Below are 18,968 nucleotides of genomic sequence, written 5' to 3'. Positions count from 1 at the left end.
GCCTGGCAACTCGTCGTCCTGAAGTCCCGCTGAGGAGCGTGGCGGGGACCACTGCTTCGGTACTCCTTTTTGCCGCCAGCGTCGACGCCTCACAGAGACTCCTCCAGCGGGGACATGGCGGAGATACTGGGTCAGTATTACTCACTCACACCCGATCGATGTCGCAGCGGTGCGAGGTCGGATAGGAGGCCGTCATGATCGAAGTTGAGGACAGCATCGTTATCGCGCGTCCGATCGACGAGGTGTTCACTTTTGTCGCGGACCAGACCAACGCTCCCCGATGGCAAGAGGGACTGTCGGAGGTGCGCCGCGTTACCGAAGGACCGCCGGGGGTGGGTACCAAGCATGTTGTTGTTCGCAAATTCATGGGACGGAAGCTCGAGCTGACGAACGAGTACGTCCACTATGAGCCGAACACGAAGATCACCTTCATTGGGGCTTCGGGACCGAGTCGTTTCGAAGCGGAGTATCTGATCGATACGACCGCCGAGGGAACCCGAATGACGTGCCACATGCAGATGGAGCAGAAAGGCCTCTTCAAACTCGGTGACCCGCTGGTCGCTGCGAGCCTCCGCCGAGAATTCGCCGCGAACCTGCACAATCTCAAGGTCCTTCTCGAAGCCAATGCAGATTAGTCTGCGGATCCCGATACGGGAATCGTGGAGGCGAGCGCAGGGGTAGTCCGCTCATCAATCGATAACCGCTACCCGATCCTCAACCGGTCAGGTCAGTCGCGGCAGCAGGTTCAGCAGGTTCGCGTCAGCGATCTCGAAAAGACCAAGCCGGCCCCCACCGCGGTCTGACCGATTAGCAATGCCCCGGGTAGGGCGAGTAGCTCCCACCCGGTCGCCGATGGCAGCCACAGCGACGCAATGCAGGCGGCGAACAACGTGACTGTAAACACCTGGCCAGCCGCGATGAGGCGTTGACCGACCGATGCCAGCCTCCGGCGTCCAAACAGGATCAACGATGTCACAGCAGCCATGTTGCAGACGACAAACCCAACCAGCCCTGGATAGATGAACAACGGCTCGAAGGCAGGGGAACCGCCGACATCGATGTGTCCCTTCGTCAACAGCTGGGGAAGCACCCACACTCCGATCAGTAAGGCGCACACCACGCTGACGTAGGAGCAGCCGACCAAGAACCTCATTTGCGCAGGCTAGCTGGTTACCGGTTGCCCAGTCCCCGACATGTCCGGTTGCGGGCCAATCGATCACCTGGTCCCCGTTTGCCGTACACGTGACTATCTGGCTTCGTAACCGCTGATGGAGCGTTGACCGGTCGGCGCACCGAAGCGCCCGATACAGCCACGGGGATGCCCTCGGCGGCGGCGAGCTTCATACCTTCGGTGATCCGGCGGGCACCGGCATCGAGCGCACCCCGGAACACCCCGGGGAAGGCCAGCACATTGTTGATCTGGTTCGGGAAATCCGAGCGCCCGGTGGCCACGATCGCCGCATGCTTGCGGGCGATGTCCGGGTGGATCTCCGGGTCCGGGTTCGACAACGCGAACACGATCGAACCCTCCGCCATGGTCGCGATCAGCTCCTCCGGCACGGTGCCCGCGGACACCCCGAGGAACACATCCGCCCCATTGAGGGCTTCGGCGGTGCCGCCGCGGCGGCCGGCGGGGTTGGTGCGTGCGGCCAGATCGACCTTGACCGCGTTCAGGTCCTTGCGGTCGGCGGAGACGATGCCCTTCGAGTCGAGGACCGTGACATCGGCGATCCCGGCGGCGAGCAGGATGTTCGCGCAGGCGACACCGGCGGCGCCGGCACCGGAGATGACGACCCGCAGCTGGTGGATGTCGCGGTCCTGGACTGTGACCGCACCCTTGAGGGCGGCCAGGACGACGATGGCGGTGCCGTGCTGGTCGTCGTGCATGACCGGGCAGTCCAGGGCCTCGATGACGCGCTGTTCGATTTCGAAGCAGCGCGGCGCGGAGATGTCCTCCAAGTTGACCGCCCCGAAGCTCGGGCGCAGCCGGATCAGGGTTTCGACGATCTCGTCGGGGTCCTTGGTGTCGAGGACCAGCGGGATCGAGTTCAGGCCCGCGAAGTTTTTGAACAGGGCGGACTTGCCCTCCATCACGGGAAGCGAGGCCCGGGGGCCGATGTCCCCGAGACCGAGTACCGCGGAGCCGTCGGAGACGACGACCACCAGGCGGCTGGTCCAGGTGTACCGGTCGGCGAGGGTTTCGTCGGCGGCGATGGCGCGGGAGACCTGCGCGACGCCGGGCGTGTAGGCGATGGACAGGGCGCGCTGCGTATCGAGGGCGGTCGTGGTCTCAACCGAGAGCTTCCCCCCGATGTGGCCGGCGAAGATCTCCTCGTCGGTCAGCTCGACCTGGTTAAGAGCCTCTGTTGTGATCACTACATAGTCCTTCTGTTGTCCGCGCGAAGCCACGCGGAACCAATGATTTGCCGATCCGGGATTGGGTCTTCGGCGGGGAAATCGAACCGCCATCCCTGCCGCTCGCGGACGAGTTGAGGGTGTGTCGACCGGGCTGGTGGTGAGCCCTCCCCCGTCAGCGGGTTGGGCACCGTGTCGATCAGACGACCATGGGGAAGGTCCTATTTGATACAGAGATACTGTGCTGCACCGTATTCGAATACGATGGCGTGCGACGGTCAGTCTCCGAGGTACCGCTCCAGACACCACTTTCACCGACGGCGATTGCATGGTTGCGGCATTCGTGCTGGACGGGGCACTGATGGCAGATCTGCTTCGCGGCTCGCTCTCTGCGGGCCCTGACGCCGCGGCCTTCGCCATCGTAGGAGAAGAAGAGATCGGTATCCATCGATCTACAGCGGGCGTGCCTTTGCCATTCCCACGCCTCGAGGATCGGCGAAAGTGCTGCTAGGCCTTGCGATGGTTCCACAGACCACCTCCGTTGCTGGCATACGATTGCTGGAAACATTCCCGGTGCCGAATCGCGATCGATGGAAATGGTTGTTGCACAGGCGCGGAGTGCAATTCGCCGTTCGCGTGACGCGAGGTCGCAAGTGCCGAGCACCAGATCCGATTCGACCGTAGACGCCGCCGAGCACAGGGGGAAATCTATTCCGCGAAGTGCATTGTCCGCCAAGCGCAATCGTCGAGGCGTGTTCGTGTTCGTGTTCGACGAGTCGGCTTACATCGCCGAGGCCGGTCCAACTATCGGATCGATCGCATCGAGCTGATGACGGTGGCGTTAGCGTTGCGGGTGGGGGATGACGAGGCGAGCGCTGTTCTCAACGTCTGGGAGGGGGTCTCCCCGAACTTGCGCTCGTAGTGTTGGGCGAACCGACCCAGGTGGTTGAATCCCCAGCTGAATGCCACGTCACCGACCTTGGTGGTGTCGTCGCCTTGCTGAAGTTCCCTTTGCACCCCCTCGAGACGTATTTGCCTGATGTAGGTGGTCGGGGACATCCCGAACTGCTCCTGGAAGAGGTTCTGCAGTTGGCGTGCTCCGACTCCTGCGATGACGGCGAGGTCGCCGATGGTGTACTGAGAACCGGGGAACGACTCGATGTGGTCGAGGACCTTCTGTATCGCTCGAGGATTACTCGCCTCCGTGGGTGCGTAGACCTGTGAGGTCATCGAGTGAGGCTGCTGCACGAGCAGGCCCGAGATCAGCGCCCTCTCGAGGTACTCGATCTGGGACATCAGCCCCGGATGAGGTGTGTTGGTCGGGTCGTCGAGCGTATCGAGGAGGATTTTCAGCGTCGAGAGCCAGCGCGCTCCGGCTGGGCTGGTCAAATCCATGTCGAGGTCGAAGCGGATGTGCCTGTCGATCGGCCGGCCGAGTATGTGCGCCAATTCGCCTTCGAGGCCGGCCCGGTCGATCTTGATGCAGATCTGGGTGGCGTCGGCCTGCCAGAGCGGAAGGATGGTGTGCTGGTTCGGGGTGAAGACCGCCGCGTGTCGGGGTGTGGCGATGGTCTGTTGGTCGCCGCACCACGAGACCACTTCACCGGTGACTGGGACGTTGACGTGGTAAGTGCCCAGGTCACCGGGATCAACCCGGGCCTCGTTCCCGAACCGGGCGCGTCCGATGGTGAGGTGGTTCAGCCGCACCGCAGACAGCTCCGCGGGAGCTGTCCGCACTCGGTCACCGACCAGGTTGACCTCGGCCGGGTAGAACACGCTGTTCAGATTCTGGCGGAATTCGTCGATGTCTTCGGTGACACAACGGAGGGTCGAGTTGATCCGGGGCGACAACGCGAACTGAGCGGACGGGTCCTCGGCGCCCCGATTTCGTGCGGTGCCTGTCATCGTCACCCTCTTGCGTCGTTGGGCATGTTTTCGGCCGTCGTCGTTTCCGGTAGCGGATATCCGATCGCGTAAAGCGGATTTCGTGGCTCTTGGACCATTACTACCGTCGATTCCACAGTGGCGCCGGTCACGTATATGCATCAGTGTAGAGGAGATCATCATGACTCAGACGCTCGAACCCCCAGCCTCCCACGCGATCACCGACGCCGATGCGTCGCGGCCGAACTGGGAGGTCGTCGCCAAGGCGACCGCGCTCATTCCGATGATCCGCGTGTACGCCGAGCAGGGATCCGCCGAACGCCGCGCCGCGCCTGAGGTGATTGCCGCACTCGAGGCGGAGGGCCTGTTCAAGCTGTTCGTCCCGCGCCGCTACGGCGGTTACGAGGAGAACCTGCGGACAGCGATGGAGACCATCGCCGAGGTCGCGAAGGGGGACGGCTCGACCGCGTGGGCGGTCGCCTTGCTGAACGTGTGCACCTGGTTCGGGACCACGTTCTCCCAGCAGGCGCAGGACGAGGTGTTCGGGGCGAACCCGGATGCCAAGTGCTGTGGCATCTTCACTCCTGGCAGCAAGGCCCAGCGGGTCGAGGGCGGCTACATCGTCAGCGGCCAGTGGCCGTATTCCTCCGGATCGTTCGCCGCGGACTGGGGCACCCTCGGTATCGCACTCGATGTCGAGGAGGGCGAGGATCCACGGGCACTCGCGCTCATTCCGAGTGAGGCGTGGACGATCAAGCCGACCTGGTTTGTGGCCGGGATGAAGGGTTCGGGCAGCGACACCATCGTCGTGGAGAACCACTTCGTCCCCGATCACCGGATTCAGCGTTTCGTTGCGATGCGGGAGGCGCAGTTCGACACCCCGCACAAGAGCGTCGAGCGCAACTCGAATATGGCGTTCATCCCGGTCGCAGCGTTGATCTTGGTGGGTGCGCAGCTTGGGTTGGCCCGGCATGCGATGGAGCTGACCTTGGAGAAGCTGCCGAACAAGATGGTGGCTTACACCAAGTACTCGGCGGCGAAGAACTCGCCGACGCATCAGCTGGGGGTGGCAGCGGCCGCGACGAAGTTCAATCTCGCCGAACTGCTCATGCAGCAGGCCACGGCCGATATCGACAATGCCGCCGCGCGTGGGGAGCTCCCCGACCTGATCACCCGCGGGCGGATCCGGAACAACACCGGCATCATGGCGGAACTGGTCAAGGAGGGAATCGACATCCTGATGACCACCAACGGGGCCGGTTCGTTCGCCGACGCCAATGTTTTCAACCGGATTTGGCGCGACGCCGAGATCGCCGGGCGGCACGCCTATGTCACTCCCGAGGTCGGCAAAGAGGTCTATGGGCGCCTGCTCATCGGCGCCGACGACGCACTCACCATGGATGTGTAACCGTGAACCACCACACTGCTCGACCCGCCACCAAGGTTGATCCGACGACGTTCCGTCGGTCCATGAAGCACGTACCTACGTCGGTGGCCATTGTGACCACCACCGTTGGAGGCCGCCCGGTCGGTTTGACGGTCGGCTCGTTCGCCTCGGTATCGCTCGACCCGGCACTGGTGACCTTCTTCGTCGACCACCAGTCGACCACCTGGCCGCTGATGGCGAACTCGGACACCTTCGCCATCAACATTCTCGGTCACGGCCAGGGCGAGTGCTGCCGGTCCTTCTCCAGTAAGGGTGCCGACCGCTTCGCTGGCGTCGATTGGACCGCCTCCGACGACGGTGACCCCGTCCTCGCCGAGGCGTCGGTGGTCCTCGAGTGCTCCAAGCACTCGACCCGTCCTCTCGGTGACCATCTCCAGGTTGTCGGCCAGGTGCAGAAACTGCATGTTCTTCGCGAAGAGCTGCCGTTGGTGTTCCACCAAGGCTCCTTCCTCAACCTCGATCACCTCGTCAGTGCCTGAGTTCACGCCGAGTGCGTCCTCCTCCACGATCTCTACGGAGCAGCCATGATCTACGAACACGCCCACATCACAATCGATACCGACAAGCGCACCGACTTCGAGGAGACCTTTGCCTGGGCGAAGAAGTATCTCCTCGACGCCAACGGCGGCAAGACGGTCGAGCTCGTGCGCAGCATCGACCATTCCGGCCACTATCTTCTGCGAGTGGGTTGGGACTCGGTCGAGGACCACACTGTGGTGTTCGCGTCCTCCACCAACGGGAAGTTGCTCGCGGCGGCCATCGGGGACTTCTTCACGGAGACTCCCTACGTCGTCCACTTCGAGGAGACCGTGGTATGACCTCGACCCGAACTGGCGGCATCGAAGTCCGACGTCTCACCGACGAGGTCATCCGGTCCTTCGATGGCACACCAGATGCCCGGACCAAGACCATCCTGACGTCCCTGGTGCGTCACCTGCACGATTTCGTCCGGGAGATCGAACCCTCCCTTCCCGAGTGGGAAGCGGCGATCGAATTCCTGACCGCTGTCGGGCACAAGTGCGACCCGGTCCGGCAGGAGTTCGTCCTGCTCTCCGATGTCCTCGGCGTCTCGATGCTCGTCGAGACCATCAACGATCAGCATGCGCCGGGGGCTACCGACAGCACTGTGCTCGGTCCGTTCCACATGACCGTCTCCCCCACCCGGGAACTCGGCGAGAGCATCGACGAGGTCGGAAGTCCGCATCACCTGCTGGTCACCGGAACCGTGCGGGGCACCGACGGACAGGCTCTCCCGCACGCCACCGTGGATGTGTGGCAATGCAACGAGGAGGGCTTCTACGACGTCCAACAACCGGAAACCCAGCCGGCTGGTAACGGGCGCGGGTTGTTCATCACCGATGAGCAGGGACGTTTCTGGTTTCGCACCGTTCCGCCGAGCCACTACCCGATTCCGACCGACGGTCCGGTGGGCGCATTGCTGAAAGCGACCGACCGCCATCCGTACCGGCCCGCGCACATCCACTTCATCGCCCAATCCGACCGGTACCAACCGCTGACGACGCACATCTTCCTGCCCGGTAGCCCCTACCTCGATTCGGACGCCGTGTTCGCGGTCAAGCCCTCCCTCGTCGGGGACCTGGGCACCGTCGACGCAGACCAGGCGCGGCAGTACGGTGTCGCCGTCGGGTCTGCCATGGCGACAGTCGATTTGATTCTCGCCCCCGATCAGGACGGGGCCACGGATGTCCACTGACCCATTCACCTATGCCGCTCTCCCGATGCGGGTGGCGTTCGGACAAGGGCTCCATCCGCTTCGCGACCAGGTGCGGCAGCTGGGGATCGGTCGGGTAGTGGTCATCTGCACTCCCGACCGGGCTCCGTTGGCGCACAGGGTCGCACAGACGGTGGGCACTGCCGTCGTCGATGTGATGGCGGAGGCCGTGATGCACGTTCCGGCCGGGGTCGTCGACACGTGTGAGCAGCACAGTCGAAACCTCGGGTGCGACGGGTACCTCGCGGTCGGAGGCGGATCGGCGATCGGGTTGGCCAAGGCATTGGCGCTGAGGACCGGTGCACCGATCATCGCCGTACCCACCACCTATGCCGGCTCGGAGATGACCCCGGTATGGGGGATCACCGAAAATCGGGTCAAACGCACCGGCCGGGATCACGCGGTCCTTCCCCGCGCGGTCGTCTACGACCCGGCCCTGACCACCGACCTTCCGGTCTCCGTCTCAGTCACCAGCGGGATGAATGCGATCGCACACGCCGTGGAAGGCCTGTACGCCCCGGATCGGTCCCCCATCGTGTCGATGATGGCACGTGAAGGCGCCCGGGCACTGGCCGCCGCACTGCCCCGCCTAGTCGACCGCCCCGACGACCTCGGGGCCAGGGGGGACGCGCTCTACGGAGCCTGGCTCTGTGGAGCGGTGCTGGGGGCTACCACTATGTCGTTGCACCACAAGCTGTGTCACGTTCTCGGCGGCAGCTTCAACCTTCCTCACGCGCAGAGCCACGCGATTGTGCTCCCCCACGTGTTGGCTTTCAACGCCCCCTTCGCCCCCGATATGGTCGCCACCTTGACCGGTGTCTTCGGTGACGGCGATCCGTGGACTGCGCTGTGGCACCTCCAGCAGTCCTTGCCGATGCCCCTCTCCTTGGCCGACCTCGGATTCGACAAGGACGACATCGCCGAGGTGACACGCCAAGTAACTGCCAACCCCTATCACAATCCTCGACCTGTCAACGAGACCGATGTCGACATCCTTCTCGAGCGGGCATGGGCAGGCCGGCAGCCACATCCCTCGACCACAGCCACCGCACCCGACCACGTCCTGAGCAAGGAGCCCTCGTGAACGATTTCCCGTCCGCCACTGCGTCCTCGGAGACCGTCCTCCACAGCGTGCACATCACCTGGAACGACGACGTGGACGGTGACCACGGCAACCGCGTCGCCGAAGCACTGAACAAGTACGCAACCACCGCGCCCGGACTGCTGTTTTACCGCGCCGGAACCGATCTCGCGCTTCAGGAGAACCCTGTCGATTTCGGGATCGTCGCGCTCTTCGACAACAGCACCAGCTACAAGGCGTACGCCGTCGACGAGAAGCACCAAGCCATCATCGCCGAGCTCATCGCACCTGTGGCGCGTATCCGGAGCTCGACCCAGATCGCGTTCAACTGATCCAAAACCGCTGAGGCGACCACCGTTTCCTATCTTCCCCTGTTCGGAGCATCATGACCATTGACTTCGAGGCACCCATAACCGCCGCGGGTTCCCGCGGGCACCGAACCGCCGTATCGATACCGGTGGAACATGCGCTGGCACGGGGAGAGACGGTCGTCCTCTGGGACGGGGAACGGGCGCGACTGGGTTACGCCGCACAGTCCGCGAGCATCGCGCAGACAGCCTTCGCCATCCGCCACTCGTCGGGATTTCTCCAGCTCGCACTCCCCTCCCCGGACTGCGACCGTCTGCTCATTCCCGTGACACCCCCGCTGCCATCGCACCCGTCGAGCGACGGGTATCGGCAATGCATCGGTATCGACGCCGTGCAGGGAGTGACCACCGGGATCTCGGCGGCCGACCGGGCGCGAACGGCGCGGGTGCTGGCCGATGAACGGACCGTTCCCGAGGATCTGGTTCGGCCCGGCCACCTTGTCGTCGTCGCTGTCGACCCCGGCTACAGTGGTGAGCGTGCCGTCCCACGACTGGCCCTACACCTGAACGCAGCCGGACACGGCGGGCTGGTCTTCACCGACCTCGTCAGTGAACGCCATCCCGCCGCGATGGCCGATGAACATGAAGCGACGAGTTTCGCTCTCGCCCACCGATTGCCGCTGCATGTCGGCGCGACGTCGACCGCAGGCCCCTCCGACGTCCAGCGCCGGACACGCCCCACCCTGTTCGACAGGGGCATGTAGCAACCGCGCTGGCGGCATCGACGCCGTGGAATCGTCGCCCACGAGAATACCCGGGCAGCACGTCTCACAGACCAGACCGCACCCGGCGAACCCGGGCACCCTGAGACCCGAAGCCCGCATCACCATGCACGCCAGCCGTCCACGCGACAACCAGGGGCCATCCCACATTCCCCAGCCGCACCCCAGGCCGCACCGAACAACTTCGACAAGCCGCACCTTCGCGACGCTCGCGCGGCGTGGGCATGCAGAGGCAACGGCGTCAGAGCTCGGCCAGGCAGACCAGCCCGTCCTGCAGCGCCCGGATCAACAACCCGGATTTGTCGGCCACGGGGCGGCCGGCGGCAGCGTACTTCGCCCGGATCCGAATCAGGTGGGTGTTGATCGTGCCCAAACTGATTCCCAGGTCGGAGGCGGCAACAGTCTTCGATTCACTCCGCAGCCACAGACGGAGGATCTCCAGCTCGCGCGGCGTCAGCGTGGGCCGCCGTTGCGGTTCCTCACCAGGGTCGGGCGTGGAGCCAGGAACAGAAGTCATACCGATCTCACCTTCTCGAGCCGCAGCGCTTGCCGCTGGACGCACACCGTGTGATTCGAGGCCGAACACCAGCCGGATGGGTCGACACGCAGGCTCGCGACACCGAGGAGTATCCGTTTTATCCGTTGTTCACCGCTTGAACACAAGTCGTGCCCGGAGCCGGTTTAAGAACTGGTAGGTGATTTTCACCAGGCGCGTCGCTGACGGCGGGTGTGGAGATTGGTTATCGTCGGACCTGCGTAGAAACAAGGGGGTGCGGCGACCATGACATCACCGACAACGACCGACCTGTCGACGCTGCTGATGATCGACTCGGTGTCTGCGCGGGACCGGGACGACGCCTTCTCCGTCATCCCCCTCCCCGGTGGCCGCGGGTGGGCGGTGGAGGTTCATGTCGCCGGCGTGGCCGACGTCGTGGAACTGGGGTCGGTCGCCGACGAGCAGGCGTTCCTGCGGGCGGAGACCCGGTACCTGCGCAGCCGCACCATTCCGATGCTCGGCGAAACGGCGGAACAGGCTGCCACCCTGACCGCCGAATCCGTGCGGACCAGTCTGCGGGTTACCGGCACTATCACCACCGACGGGCTGTTGGTCGACGTCACCGTCGGGCGTGGACAGGTTGCGGCGGGTCGGTGTGTGGCGGTTGATCACGCCGAGGTGCCTGGCATCGTGTCTGACCCGGCACATCCGCTGCACCCCCAGTTGGCCGCGGCGGATGCTGCCGCGCAGACTCTGCTGACCGCCCGGCGCGACGGCGGCGCGCTTGCGTTCTACGACCTCACCCGCGGCTGGGCAGCGAATGAGGACGGGGCCATCGTGGCGATCGCCGCCGAACTGCGGACCGTCGCCTACGTCATCGTGCAGGAGCTGATGATCGCGACCAACGAGGCGGTGGCGCTGTGGTGCGTCGAGCGGGGGTTGCCGATCCTGTTCCGCAATCACCGGCCCAACCCGGTCGCCGGCAGCACCGATGAGCTGATGCATGAGATCGCCGCCGCGGCCGGGGACCCGGACCTGTTCGCGAAGCTGCGTGGCCGCCTGCTGTCGACGCTGCGGGCCGCGACCTACGATCCGACGGTCCACGGCCACTACGGATTACGGTTGAGCGCCTACACCCACATCACCTCACCGCTGCGACGGGTGGCAGACCTGATGAACCAGCGGATCATCTTCGCCCACCTCGACCACTCCCCCGCCCCCTACACCCCGGATCAGTTGGCTGCCCTCGGCGCCGATTTGAACCGGCGCAACCGCGCCGCCCGGGAAGCGAAGAAGAATCACTTCAAGCACGCCGACCAACGCATCGTCGCCGAACAGGCGACCACCGCCGATCTCACCGCCCTCGACAGTCGACGATTCCACAAGGTCCTCAAAGCCGAAGCCACTGGACCACTTCGGGCCGAACTCACCGCCGAGCTCGCCCGCCGTGTCGACGCCGACCTGATGACCGCCCCGGACGTCGCGGTCCTGATCGACGCCGCCGACCCGACCTGGCTTCCGATCCAGCTCCGTGTCCTGGACACCCTCGCCGACACCCATCCGGAGATGGGCCCCAGCGTGGTGTCGGTGTGGCGGCAAGCCCACCCCGACCAACCCCCCACCGACGTGGAGATCCGGCGCAACGGTGCCGACCACAACCCACTGTTCGCCGCCCGCGCTACCCACCTGAACATTCGCGGACCGTGGGCCACGGCGGCCGCGAAGAAACCGGCTGAACAGTCCGCTATCTGGGCGGCAGTACGCGCGCAGCTGACCTGCACCGACCACCCCGCGCGGACCCGGAATGGCCCACCACCCAGGTATCTCCGCAACCCACGACTTCCCCACCGGCGCCGATGATTTCCGGCCTCGCCGCCTCCGGTGCCCCACACCGAACGACGACTACGGCCGCGCTGAACCTGGACGGGGCAAAGAAGTCCAAGGCACTGTCCAACCCGACCGCTTGGCTGATGAGTCTCGCCCAGAACAACAACCAGCCCCCACCTGAGTGGAACTTCTGCACGGAGGGGCCCGCGCACGCACCTCGGTTCACCGCCACCGTGCGCTCGCCGGCCACACCGCCACCGCCACCACGACCACGAAAACCGCGGCGAAGACCGCATCGGCCACCGCGCTCATCGAGACACTTTTTAGACAGCGCTGAAGACGACGGGTGTCTGCCCGAAGGGGTTCCTGCTATCCGACCCCACCGAGCTTCCGGCATTGCGAGGAGTGCTAGACAAGATAGAAGCGCCTCCGGGGTAGCACCGGTTCCACGATGCTGACTTGCGGAAACGACTTGTCCGCCCGTGGTTCGGTCCGGCTGAGATCAGATCCAGTCGATGTGGACGGAGTCGATGTGGTCGAAGTGGAATCCGAACTGGTCGCTGTAGGTGTCGAAGCCTTTGTTTTCGGGGTAGTCGAGGGTGGCGTGCCGCTCGAGCAACGCGACGACGCGGGCGTGATCGTCGCCTGCCAGTGCGGCGGCGAGTTCGCGGGACTCTTCACTGGTGAACGGGGTGTCGGAGTTCGCGAAGTCCAGGGTGCGGATGCGGTAGTCGTAGCCCTCGTCGGCGCCGTTGCGGACCATGACGCCGCCCTTGACGCGGATGACCGCCTTTTTGGGTGTTCCGTCGGGCCGCAGTACGCCGGCGCGTTTCATGATGTCCTCGGCTTTGACGTTCTTGAGTTTCTTGCTGGCGTCGGCGCGCAGCTCGTTCGTTTCACCGGACCGGTATCGGGAGACCGCGGAGCGGGATCGGCCGATCTTGGTGGCCACAGCGTCGATGCCGCCGAGGCGTTCGATCGCGGCACGGCGTTGCGCACGCTCGAGGACATCCGGGTGGGGGATGCGGCCTTGTTGCGCCCACCGGCGCAACGTGCGGGCGGACGGCGGTGTGCGGCCGGCATCGATTGCGGCCTGCCGCAGGCCCTCGTTGCCGAGTTCCTTACGCAACTGTTTCACCGAGACCTTGCTGGTTAAACCCGCGAGTCCCCCGCTTTTGACCTGCTTCGACTTCTCCACACCGCTGGTCGCGGCGCTGGCGACGGAAACCTTGAGGCCATCGAGACCGACCGCCTGCTGCGGCGGCTTCGTGGTGCGGGGCTTGGGAAGATGCAGGGCCATCAGTCCTCGTCTTCCTCGGCGAATGCCGCCTTGATCGCCAGTTTCACATCGTGCACGTCCTCCGCCGACGCCAGGTCAGACACAAGCGTGTCGGTGAGCAGTGCGTCCTTCTCCACCGACATCTTCCCCAAAGCGTCGCTCGGGTCGGCGATGTCCTCACCGCCAGGCAGCAGGTACACCCAGGAGTCGGTGATGGTGCGGACCGGCCAGTGGCCGTGCTCGCGGGCGATCCGCATCGCCACCCGCCGGCCGCGCCACCGGCAGTGCGCGATGATCGCCGCCCGCCACAGCGGTTGGTGGTGGTGTTGCATCTGCTTGGCAGTCCACATGTCCGGGTTGACCATCCGCCCGATGTAGCCCTTGTAGCAGGAGCCGATGAAGCTCTTCATTGCGGCGTCCTCGGTGTCCACAGCGCTCTTGCGGGCCTCGCGGAGGATCTTCGCCCACTTGTCCAGTACGCGGCCCTGCTGCGGGTAGACCCAGGCCTCGGTGATGTCGAGGTCGTCGAGGTCGGCGCCGATCCCCCCATCCGCGACCGGTGAGCACAACCCGTCGAGGCTGACCGAGGTGACCCACGTCTGCACCGGCTGGTCCGCCCGCATGTGCGGGTGCGGGGGCGGCAGCTTCTCGGGCAGCGACAGTGTCTGCCCCGCGGGCAGGGTGATCCGCCACAGCCCGAACGGGGCACCCTTGTCCCCCACCGCCGCCGCGGCCGCCGCCCCACCGGTCAGATGTGTGGGTTGCCCGTAGCCGAATTCGAGCATCCCGGCCGACGCCAGGTAGGCGGCCCGTTGGTCGATGGACACCAACCGGCTTACCCCGTCGAGATCCTCCGCGTCGGGCACTCGGACCCAGCCGACCGCGGGTTCGAGCTCCTTGCGGGGAGCACCATCGAGTGGTGGTACCGGGCCGGCGGTCGCCACCACAATGCCCTTCCCCGATCGGGTGCGTTCGCGCTTGATCTTGTCGAGGATCGCGGCGCCGGTTCGGGCCGGTGTCGGCCCGGGCAGTACGCCGAGGTGTTTCGCGGACCACGCCAACCGTCGGCCGAGTTCACGCGCGGCCGGCAGGTCGTCGTCGGGGAGATACGTTCCGGCCGTCGGTGAGCCGAGAATGCCCATCTCACCGACCCGGTTGTTCCAGCCGAAGTCCTTGTTCCAGTACGTCCACACGTACGGTTCGATCACCACATCGACCATGGAGGTGAACTTGCCGATGCTGCGGGACAGGTGCACCACATGTCCCGGATCGCCGCGCAACTCCCACCCAGCGCTGAGCATCGGGGTGAGGGCGGCCTGCAGGACCGCGGTCAATTCGGACGCGGCGCGGGTGCGCAGCGCCTCCATGTCGTCGAAGTCCTCTTCGTTGCCCGGGTCGATCACCCACCCCAACGCCTCGCACGCGCCCTGGCCGACGATCCACACCTGCGGCGGCGCACCCAACGGCTTCAAGGAAGCCCAGCGAACCAGTTTGTCGAGCTTCTCTACCGAATCGACCGGACCGGTCAACTCCCGCCCGGACGGTGTGTACGTTCCCGCGGCGGTCACGATCAACGCATGCTCGTCCGCCTCGGCACCGACCGGCAGCGACTCCCACACCGGTGCGGGTGGTGTTGTCGTGTCGTCAGCGGTGGGCTCGTCAGGCTCCGGCTCGTCCGGCCCGGCCGATGCCACAGTCGCCGATTCAGCGAGAGGTTCTCCCGGGTCATCGCTTTTGTCGTCGCCGGGATGCTCAGGCGATTGCGGAGCGAGAGGTGCAGTCGACGAGGACAATTCGAACAGGGCAAACTGCTCGGGTCCACCGCTCACCTTATTGCTCTCTGATCTGGCCATCGGGATCTGCCGACGGTACGTCGTAGCGGTCGAGCAACTCCTGCAGGGCAACGTCCACGACGCTGGTGACCGTGAACTTTCGGTTTGCCACAAGCCACTTCAACCGGGCCTCAGTCGAGGCCAACACCCACGTATTCAGCTGCACCTTCACCGGACCCTTGCGGGGTTCTAGCTTCGACGTCAACGCCTCGGTGGAAGCCGTCACGACGGGACCGCGTCCCGGCACGCGGGCATCGTTGTGCGGCCGCGAAGAGCTGCCTCCACGTTTTCCGACCTGCGCCATACGCACTCCTTTGCCCGCTCCGCTTGGCCGCCGTGCGTGTACCCGGCCCGCCGCAGTTCATACTAGTCGATACGCGCAAGAACGCACGCGGTATTACTCGCGGGTTTGCACGTAAGTTTGCATGCTGGCCTCTAAACCCTGGGCATCGGTCGGATTGCGCGTTGCCTATCGCCTGACCACGCTCGACGTCGAACGACGCGTCAATCCCACGGCGTGTCCTCGCGTAGGTGTTGTCCCGCCTTGTGCCGGACCCGGAATTGCACTCCGTTGCCGCCGTTCTTGCAGGGCAAACGCATCGATGTCGGCTGGCCGCAGATTTCGTGCCAATCACCGGTGAACTCGTTACGCGCCAGGAAAATATGCTCGCCGCTCTCGGCGGTACCTCCCACCGTGTGGTTGGCATAGGTTCGCTGAATAGTCGCGTCGGGGACATCAGGAACCCACTCCCACGCCGGGGCCGCGGCTCACTTCCACCGCTTGATCTCGATTACTGCGCCGACGACGGGTGGGGTAGCCATATCGCGTTTCCACTGTTCGGCGGCTTCTGCTTCTTCACGTGCGATCCGGTCCGATTCCTGCGCCCGCTCAATCTCCCAGCGGCTGCGCCGCTCAGACCGTTTCCCGTGCGTCGCACGGGGCTGCCCCTTCGTGTTCACGCATTGCGCACCGGGCCCAGCCCCGCAGACCGGACACTCGTAGCCTTCCCTGGCCGGCCCGTCAGCAACGACCACAGCGTCGTCATACAACCCGGTGCCCCGTGGGTCCACGAACCGGGACAAGAACTTCGTGGCACCGTACGTGACCGACTTGAAGCCGCCGCCCCGGCCAAGCACCACCTCTGTGACTGGGCCGTATTTGCGTACCGCTTCCGCGGGGCTCCGACGCCCAGTAATCGCTACGTGGCCGTGCGCGGTCCACTCCTGCCCGATGACGAGTTCGCCGACACGTGCCCAGGCGATGGGCTCACCGCAACAGTTGCCATAGAGAACTCCGCCACACATAGCCTCATCCTGCCTCGCGCTGTCGTCGGCGCGCGGCGGGTGCCACGAGCACGACAGGGCATAAGCACGCGAGTGGTGGGCTCGTGCCCGCAGGTCAGGCACGTTCGAGACGTGGGCACAGATGCAGGTGGGTGGATCGGCGATCAGGATCTCCTGCGTGACCAGCGCGATGTCCACGCGTTTGTTCAGATGCCCATAGACCGTGGTGCGCGGCACTTTCAGCATATCGGCAATCTGGGCGGATCCCCTGCGTCGTACAGGCGTTGAGCGAGTTCGATCTGATCAGAACTGAGCTTCGAGGGCCGGACACACTTCGGCCGCGGGGCGCGGGGGGCGGCGAGTCCGTCGCGCGTGTTGGCCACGATCAGCTCACGCTGGTACTCGGCCAGGGCCGACGGCATACCGAATGGCGCCTCCCTCGGCGGTGGCGATGTCGATGCCCTGCTCGAGGACCTTCAGACCGGTGCCGCGGTCGCGCAGGTCGGCACCGATCGTGATCAGGTGCAGCATCGACCGTCCGAGCCGGTCCATTACGAGTGATCACCAGGAGGTCGTCCCCGCGGAGCGGCTGCAGCACCAGATCGAGTTGGGGCCATGAGCCTTTCGTGCCGCCGTCATGGTCAGTATGGATATTCTCGGCGGTCACACCAGCGCGCCGCAGTGCATCGACCTGGTGGTCGAGGTTCTGGCCTGCGCCGGAGACCCGCGCGTCGCCGATCAGCATGTGTCGGCAAATACCTCGATCTGGTTTTTCGACATAGTTTCTCGACACGGATTGTCGACGCTCTTAATCCAGTGATTTTGGGGGTCAGGACAGGTGTTGGAAAACAGCAATTCTCGACCCGTGGGAAGGACTGGAGAAATGGGCTCGTTCGCTTAGTTATCGCGAGATGTGAACTATCCGCCGGCGAACGGTGGCAGTACATCCACGTTCCCTGAAATCGGGTGGGTCGGATCGCGGGTGAGTTCTCCCCCGACGAGAAAGGCCGATACCGACAGTAGTTGGGCGATTCTTTGGCCGTACTCCTGCAGAAGTTGCTCGTGCAGATCGCCGAGTGATGGTGCACCAGTGAAAATGATCGTTTCTTCGTCTCGCCCGATGATGTCCGCAGCGGCGGCGAAATAACGGATGAGTACTTGATTATCAGCCACCGATCGCTCCCATGCTTCTCACGGGTGGTGTGAATCCGGCGTTTCCGATTTCATGTCCGAACGGCTTGCGCCACATCGCATCACGCCATGACTGTGCAAGTTCTTTGTCGCTGACGCCGGCACGCAGGGCGGACCGGAGATCGGTCTCGGTGTCGCTGAACAGACACGGTCGGATCATGCCTTCCGCGGTGAGTCTAGTCCTATCACAATCCCCGCAGAAAGCGCGGGTGACCGAGGCGATGATGCCGACCCGAGCAGGGCCACCGTCGACAGCCCATTCCTCAGCAGGGGCCGAAGAATCGATCCGGCCATGAGGGGCCAACCGGAAGCGTCGCCGGAGGACACCGAGGAGGTCGTCTGCGGTGACCGCGTCGGCACGGTTCCAGGTGCGGTCCGCGTCGAGCGGCATCTGCTCGATGAAACGCAAATGCACGTTCTCGTTCAGGCACCACTGCAGCAGGTCCTCTGCTGTGGCGAGGGTATCGGCGTTGAGTACCGCGTTGACTTTGACAGGTGTGAACCCGTGGAGTCGGGCCGCGCGGATGACGGCGAGGACGGATGGCAGGCGGTCCCGTCGGGTGAGTTTGATGAACACATCGCGGTCGATTGTGTCCAGCGAAATGTTCACTCGATCGAGTCCGGCGTTGGCGAGGCCTTCTGCGCGTCTGTCGAGTCCGATCGCGTTCGTTGTCATCGCCAGTGGCAGTTTCGGATGCAGTTTGCGGCAACCCGCGATGATCTTCTCGAGATCGCGGCGTACGAGTGGTTCACCGCCGGTGAATCGCACTTCTCGTATCCCGAGGTGGCGGACCGCGATGTCGACGAGTCGAACGATCTCCGATGCAGTCAGCAAAGCATGCGACTCGATCGGGGGTAACCCCTCTTGGGGCATGCAATAAGTGCATCGCAACGTGCATTTCTCGGTTATCGAAACCCTCAGGTCGCGTGCGACTCGGCCGTATTCGTCGATCAGGTCCGGATGTGGTGGGCGCCCTGGTTGAACACCACGACTGCGAATCGTTGGGAAACCCAGGCCGACCGATGTCACTTGGCCGGCGCTTCGAGGTTGGAAGCCGGTGCCCCGACCCACTCGATGGTGCCATCGGCGAAGGATTGGTGTTTCCAGATCGGAACACAGACCTTGATCCGATCGACTAGCAGTGTGGAGACGGTGAAGGCGTCGGCTCGGTGCGGGGCTGCGACGGCTGTCACTAGTGCAAGATCACCCACCCGGAGCGTGCCGATACGGTGTACCGCGGCGACGGAGAGACCGAACTGCTGTGCGACACCTTCGCAGCAGTCGCGTAGAAATCGTGCGGCGTCGGGGTGAAATCGGTACTCGAGGCCGGTAACTAGCTGGCCGTTGTCCGTGTTTCGCACGACGCCGGTGAACAGGACCGTGGCGCCGTTCGCCGGGCCGGCGACCGCGGCGTTGACCGCGACGGGATCGATCGGTTCCGTGGTGATGCGGGCGAGTACTTCTGTCAT

General features: G+C 64.7%; 21 protein-coding genes and 1 pseudogene. 10 read left to right on the top strand and 12 right to left on the bottom strand.

Features of this window, described 5'->3' with window-relative positions; all coding sequences use genetic code 11:
- Positions 1-194: 194 nt before the first annotated feature.
- Positions 195-635, top strand: coding sequence for an SRPBCC family protein (locus CJ177_RS33685; protein ID WP_095869647.1), 441 nt, complete (start codon positions 195-197; stop codon positions 633-635).
- Between the two features lie 535 nt (positions 636-1,170).
- On the opposite strand, the gene CJ177_RS33675 is transcribed toward CJ177_RS33685, so the two are convergent.
- The 3 genes from CJ177_RS33675 to CJ177_RS33665 all read right to left on the bottom strand — a co-directional run bounded on the left by CJ177_RS33675 (position 1,171) and on the right by CJ177_RS33665 (position 4,260).
- Positions 1,171-2,343, bottom strand: a complete 1,173-nt coding sequence (locus CJ177_RS33675) for an NADP-dependent malic enzyme (RefSeq protein ID WP_306453420.1) — start codon at positions 2,341-2,343, stop codon at positions 1,171-1,173.
- A gap of 211 nt (positions 2,344-2,554) precedes the next feature.
- Entirely contained in the window at positions 2,555-2,923 is a 369-nt protein-coding gene (locus CJ177_RS33670; protein ID WP_095869645.1) for a WhiB family transcriptional regulator, read from the bottom strand.
- Between the two features lie 236 nt (positions 2,924-3,159).
- Positions 3,160-4,260, bottom strand: a complete 1,101-nt coding sequence (locus CJ177_RS33665; RefSeq protein ID WP_095869981.1) for an AraC family transcriptional regulator — start codon at positions 4,258-4,260, stop codon at positions 3,160-3,162.
- A 160-nt stretch (positions 4,261-4,420) separates the two neighbouring features.
- Here CJ177_RS33665 and CJ177_RS33660 point away from each other — a divergent pair, with 160 nt between their 5' ends.
- The 7 genes from CJ177_RS33660 to CJ177_RS33630 all read left to right on the top strand — a co-directional run bounded on the left by CJ177_RS33660 (position 4,421) and on the right by CJ177_RS33630 (position 9,571).
- The gene (locus CJ177_RS33660) at positions 4,421-5,647 is read left to right on the top strand and encodes an acyl-CoA dehydrogenase family protein (RefSeq protein ID WP_095869644.1); all 1,227 of its coding nucleotides are present in this window, start codon (positions 4,421-4,423) and stop codon (positions 5,645-5,647) included.
- A 62-nt stretch (positions 5,648-5,709) separates the two neighbouring features.
- Positions 5,710-6,165, top strand: a complete 456-nt coding sequence (locus CJ177_RS33655; RefSeq protein ID WP_257014801.1) for a flavin reductase family protein — start codon at positions 5,710-5,712, stop codon at positions 6,163-6,165.
- A gap of 45 nt (positions 6,166-6,210) precedes the next feature.
- Positions 6,211-6,504: an antibiotic biosynthesis monooxygenase gene (locus CJ177_RS33650; RefSeq protein ID WP_095869642.1), complete on the top strand. Its 294-nt coding sequence runs from the start codon at positions 6,211-6,213 to the stop codon at positions 6,502-6,504.
- Positions 6,501-7,400 (top strand): dioxygenase, encoded by a 900-nt coding sequence (locus CJ177_RS33645; protein ID WP_095869641.1) that lies wholly within the window; start codon positions 6,501-6,503, stop codon positions 7,398-7,400. The genes CJ177_RS33650 and CJ177_RS33645 overlap by 4 nt, the downstream gene beginning before the upstream one ends.
- Positions 7,390-8,502 carry a maleylacetate reductase gene (locus tag CJ177_RS33640; protein ID WP_095869640.1) on the top strand — a complete coding sequence of 371 codons (1,113 nt, stop codon included), beginning with the start codon at positions 7,390-7,392 and terminating at the stop codon, positions 8,500-8,502. The genes CJ177_RS33645 and CJ177_RS33640 overlap by 11 nt, the downstream gene beginning before the upstream one ends.
- Positions 8,499-8,831 (top strand): Dabb family protein, encoded by a 333-nt coding sequence (locus CJ177_RS33635; protein WP_095869639.1) that lies wholly within the window; start codon positions 8,499-8,501, stop codon positions 8,829-8,831. Before CJ177_RS33640 ends, CJ177_RS33635 begins: the two co-directional genes overlap by 4 nt.
- A gap of 53 nt (positions 8,832-8,884) precedes the next feature.
- On the top strand, positions 8,885-9,571 hold the full coding sequence (locus tag CJ177_RS33630) for a 3,4-dihydroxy-2-butanone-4-phosphate synthase (protein WP_095869638.1): 687 nt from the start codon (positions 8,885-8,887) through the stop codon (positions 9,569-9,571).
- A gap of 259 nt (positions 9,572-9,830) precedes the next feature.
- On the opposite strand, the gene CJ177_RS33625 is transcribed toward CJ177_RS33630, so the two are convergent.
- Complete coding sequence (locus tag CJ177_RS33625) at positions 9,831-10,106, bottom strand: response regulator transcription factor (RefSeq protein WP_095869637.1); 276 nt, start codon at positions 10,104-10,106, stop codon at positions 9,831-9,833.
- 264 nt (positions 10,107-10,370) lie between these two features.
- Between CJ177_RS33625 and CJ177_RS33620 the strand changes: the two are divergent.
- Positions 10,371-12,249 (top strand): annotated as a pseudogene (locus CJ177_RS33620) (RNB domain-containing ribonuclease).
- Between the two features lie 165 nt (positions 12,250-12,414).
- Here CJ177_RS33620 and CJ177_RS33615 read toward each other — a convergent pair.
- The 5 genes from CJ177_RS33615 to CJ177_RS48635 form a co-directional block, all read right to left on the bottom strand.
- The gene (locus tag CJ177_RS33615) at positions 12,415-13,212 is read right to left on the bottom strand and encodes a hypothetical protein (RefSeq protein ID WP_095869636.1); all 798 of its coding nucleotides are present in this window, start codon (positions 13,210-13,212) and stop codon (positions 12,415-12,417) included.
- On the bottom strand, positions 13,212-15,044 hold the full coding sequence (locus CJ177_RS33610; protein ID WP_373560070.1) for a hypothetical protein: 1,833 nt from the start codon (positions 15,042-15,044) through the stop codon (positions 13,212-13,214). Before CJ177_RS33610 ends, CJ177_RS33615 begins: the two co-directional genes overlap by 1 nt.
- Positions 15,022-15,327, bottom strand: a complete 306-nt coding sequence (locus tag CJ177_RS33605) for a hypothetical protein (RefSeq protein ID WP_143548742.1) — start codon at positions 15,325-15,327, stop codon at positions 15,022-15,024. The genes CJ177_RS33610 and CJ177_RS33605 overlap by 23 nt, the downstream gene beginning before the upstream one ends.
- A gap of 464 nt (positions 15,328-15,791) precedes the next feature.
- Positions 15,792-16,553, bottom strand: a complete 762-nt coding sequence (locus tag CJ177_RS48640) for a hypothetical protein (protein ID WP_257014800.1) — start codon at positions 16,551-16,553, stop codon at positions 15,792-15,794.
- A 144-nt stretch (positions 16,554-16,697) separates the two neighbouring features.
- Positions 16,698-16,859, bottom strand: a complete 162-nt coding sequence (locus CJ177_RS48635) for a recombinase family protein (protein ID WP_257014799.1) — start codon at positions 16,857-16,859, stop codon at positions 16,698-16,700.
- An 85-nt stretch (positions 16,860-16,944) separates the two neighbouring features.
- Between CJ177_RS48635 and CJ177_RS48630 the strand changes: the two genes are divergently transcribed.
- A complete protein-coding gene (locus CJ177_RS48630; RefSeq protein ID WP_095869632.1) occupies positions 16,945-17,127 on the top strand; it encodes a hypothetical protein in 183 nt (60 codons plus the stop codon).
- Positions 17,128-17,225: 98 nt separating this feature from the next.
- On the opposite strand, the gene CJ177_RS33585 is transcribed toward CJ177_RS48630, so the two are convergent.
- The 3 genes from CJ177_RS33585 to CJ177_RS33575 are packed head-to-tail and all read right to left on the bottom strand — an operon-like array spanning position 17,226 to position 18,968.
- Entirely contained in the window at positions 17,226-17,480 is a 255-nt protein-coding gene (locus CJ177_RS33585; RefSeq protein ID WP_095869631.1) for a MoaD/ThiS family protein, read from the bottom strand.
- Positions 17,473-18,528, bottom strand: a complete 1,056-nt coding sequence (gene moaA, locus CJ177_RS33580) for a GTP 3',8-cyclase MoaA (protein ID WP_095869630.1) — start codon at positions 18,526-18,528, stop codon at positions 17,473-17,475. The genes CJ177_RS33585 and moaA overlap by 8 nt, the downstream gene beginning before the upstream one ends.
- Positions 18,525-18,968, bottom strand: coding sequence for a molybdenum cofactor biosynthesis protein MoaE (locus CJ177_RS33575; protein ID WP_095869629.1), 444 nt, complete (start codon positions 18,966-18,968; stop codon positions 18,525-18,527). Before CJ177_RS33575 ends, moaA begins: the two co-directional genes overlap by 4 nt.

The organism is Rhodococcus sp. ACPA1, from assembly GCF_002300195.1.
GTDB classification, from domain to species: Bacteria; Actinomycetota; Actinomycetes; order Mycobacteriales; family Mycobacteriaceae; genus Rhodococcus_F; species Rhodococcus_F opacus.
The sequence above is the reverse complement of the archived record's forward strand: the minus strand, read 5'-3'. Positions and strand labels throughout refer to the sequence as shown.

Bases quoted from the DNA above. Each gene is read 5' to 3' on its own strand.
- CJ177_RS33625 (WP_095869637.1), bottom strand. From the start codon at position 10,106: ATGACTTCTGTTCCTGGCTCCACGCCCGACCCTGGTGAGGAACCGCAA.
- CJ177_RS33640 (WP_095869640.1), top strand. From the start codon at position 7,390: ATGTCCACTGACCCATTCACCTATGCCGCTCTCCCGATGCGGGTGGCG.
- CJ177_RS33670 (WP_095869645.1), bottom strand. From the start codon at position 2,923: ATGTTTCCAGCAATCGTATGCCAGCAACGGAGGTGGTCTGTGGAACCA.
- CJ177_RS33665 (WP_095869981.1), bottom strand. From the start codon at position 4,260: ATGACAGGCACCGCACGAAATCGGGGCGCCGAGGACCCGTCCGCTCAG.
- CJ177_RS33575 (WP_095869629.1), bottom strand. From the start codon at position 18,968: ATGACAGAAGTACTCGCCCGCATCACCACGGAACCGATCGATCCCGTC.
- CJ177_RS33650 (WP_095869642.1), top strand. From the start codon at position 6,211: ATGATCTACGAACACGCCCACATCACAATCGATACCGACAAGCGCACC.
- CJ177_RS33685 (WP_095869647.1), top strand. From the start codon at position 195: ATGATCGAAGTTGAGGACAGCATCGTTATCGCGCGTCCGATCGACGAG.
- CJ177_RS48635 (WP_257014799.1), bottom strand. From the start codon at position 16,859: ATGGACCGGCTCGGACGGTCGATGCTGCACCTGATCACGATCGGTGCC.
- CJ177_RS33645 (WP_095869641.1), top strand. From the start codon at position 6,501: ATGACCTCGACCCGAACTGGCGGCATCGAAGTCCGACGTCTCACCGAC.
- CJ177_RS33655 (WP_257014801.1), top strand. From the start codon at position 5,710: ATGAAGCACGTACCTACGTCGGTGGCCATTGTGACCACCACCGTTGGA.
- CJ177_RS33610 (WP_373560070.1), bottom strand. From the start codon at position 15,044: ATGGCCAGATCAGAGAGCAATAAGGTGAGCGGTGGACCCGAGCAGTTT.
- CJ177_RS33615 (WP_095869636.1), bottom strand. From the start codon at position 13,212: ATGGCCCTGCATCTTCCCAAGCCCCGCACCACGAAGCCGCCGCAGCAG.
- CJ177_RS33630 (WP_095869638.1), top strand. From the start codon at position 8,885: ATGACCATTGACTTCGAGGCACCCATAACCGCCGCGGGTTCCCGCGGG.
- CJ177_RS48640 (WP_257014800.1), bottom strand. From the start codon at position 16,553: ATGCTGAAAGTGCCGCGCACCACGGTCTATGGGCATCTGAACAAACGC.
- CJ177_RS33660 (WP_095869644.1), top strand. From the start codon at position 4,421: ATGACTCAGACGCTCGAACCCCCAGCCTCCCACGCGATCACCGACGCC.
- CJ177_RS48630 (WP_095869632.1), top strand. From the start codon at position 16,945: ATGGTCAGTATGGATATTCTCGGCGGTCACACCAGCGCGCCGCAGTGC.
- CJ177_RS33605 (WP_143548742.1), bottom strand. From the start codon at position 15,327: ATGGCGCAGGTCGGAAAACGTGGAGGCAGCTCTTCGCGGCCGCACAAC.